The 1,551-nt window shown below is 49.4% G+C and carries 3 protein-coding genes; 1 reads left to right on the forward strand and 2 read right to left on the reverse strand.

Annotation, left to right across the window (positions count from 1 at the left end; genetic code table 11):
* The coding region (locus ACOCD2_RS19380; protein ID WP_419596289.1) for a hypothetical protein at nt 1-234 on the forward strand (234 nt) is incomplete at its 5' end.
* Here the strand turns inward: ACOCD2_RS19380 and ACOCD2_RS19385 are convergent.
* Together ACOCD2_RS19385 and ACOCD2_RS19390 are read right to left on the reverse strand one after the other, a co-directional pair.
* Nucleotides 153-473, reverse strand: a complete 321-nt coding sequence (locus ACOCD2_RS19385) for a transposase family protein (RefSeq protein WP_374109731.1) — start codon at nt 471-473, stop codon at nt 153-155. The two genes, ACOCD2_RS19380 and ACOCD2_RS19385, sit on opposite strands and share 82 nt — an antisense overlap.
* A gap of 69 nt (nt 474-542) precedes the next feature.
* Nucleotides 543-1,187, reverse strand: a complete 645-nt coding sequence (locus ACOCD2_RS19390) for a DUF4145 domain-containing protein (RefSeq protein ID WP_293674940.1) — start codon at nt 1,185-1,187, stop codon at nt 543-545.
* Between the last annotated feature and the right edge of the window lie 364 nt (nt 1,188-1,551).

A 1,551-nucleotide genomic window follows, 5' to 3' on the forward strand; every position in this document is an offset into this window, starting at 1 on the left:
GCGGTCACGTTGGGGTGGAATACGCAGCAAGGCGCGCCGGGAAAACAGTGCGGCCTCGCGGCTACTGGGGACTACCAGCCTTCGCTTCGCTCTCCATGGCTGGCAGCGGTTGTGGCCCCCGGTTTTGATGTCACCTGTCAGTTTCGATACCTTCACGATGGACTGTCAGCTTCCTGCCAATCGATTCGCATTGCTGCGGCACACAACTGTGTTGACAAACACCGATGGAGGTAGGTCGAAAACTGCATAGTATCGAGATGACGCCAAGTACGTTCCTTGCGCGTGTCATATCTGGGACAGGTCGCACCGCATTCAGGGCAGGCCCCTTTGTCTTCCATGTATTCGATCCAGATATCCAGACAAGACGCTTCTACCTTCAGTTCTACGTCGTAGATTTCCCACGGACTATCGATGCCCAGTAGCTGGCTATAGCGCTCTTCAAGTTCCATAGCGGCCCCCATGCCAAGAGCCATGAAGCATAACGACCAAGCTGTTCGGCGCAAACGAAGCGCAGCGTAGTTTGCGTCCGAACGAGCGCCTTGTTAGCTGTCTTTAGCGCTTTCAATGCCTCTACGAACTCTTGCCGGGAGTACGAATAGCACCATACCTAGTGCTTGAACGAAATCGATTACTCGCTTTGCGTCTTCTGAAGTAGGCAAGCTTGCTGATTCGTCAGCATGACGCTGATCATTTGCATTGAGTCGAACCTCATGAGCCCAGTCAGCCATATCTTCCGTGATCAGATTTTGTTCCGCTGCTTTCTTTATGCGTGCGTATAAGCTGCCTTCAGTCAAGCCTTTAGCTTTTAGCATTGCATCGATTGAACTAGCTGTCAGCATAACTGCGCCTGCTGGTGCGTTGATACTACTATCTATTGCTTGTTCAAGGAGATCTTTGGCCTTATCGGGCAATGTTTCATCAACCCCCAATGGCGCTGGATAAATCTCACTAACATAGTTGCTTCCTTTTGGTGCCTCTGCAGTTGTGACCCCACCACATCTTGCGCATCTATACGCAACCCAGGTTCTCTGATATCTACCTAGAAAGTCACTGGTCTCAAACCTTGCACATTGAAGCAGGCTGGGTTGATCGACACTACAGTGTGGGCACCGAGCAAGAATCAATTGTTGCCCCAATTCTGTCAAAGCTGGAAAGTTTTTAATACGAAAACCGTCTATTTTTATCATTACTCGCCCCCCATTCTGGTCATCGCCTGGTCATACTGAGAAGTGGCCCCCAATTATTGGACAGCACGATAAGTGCTTTCCCGGTTCAGATCACCTTTCTGGCAGTCGCCTCATAATACACGTTATCTGGCGTCCGCCGGTCAAGGCGCTGATCAAGCGTGTCTCACTAGATTTGTGAAACATTGAATAATTAACAGCCTACGGAACACCAATTAGCCTGTAAATCATACGTTCTCAACCTGCTCCACAAACGACCGTATTCTTTACAAGCCGCAAATCCCCCCAAAAACCACCGACAATCACTGGTTATCCGCAAAGAAATAGCGTAAACTTATCTACGTAAATATAACGAGCGTTTATTATG

Source organism: Thiolapillus sp. (assembly GCF_048562965.1).
Taxonomy (GTDB): Bacteria; Pseudomonadota; Gammaproteobacteria; order Chromatiales; family Chromatiaceae; genus Thiolapillus; species Thiolapillus brandeum_A.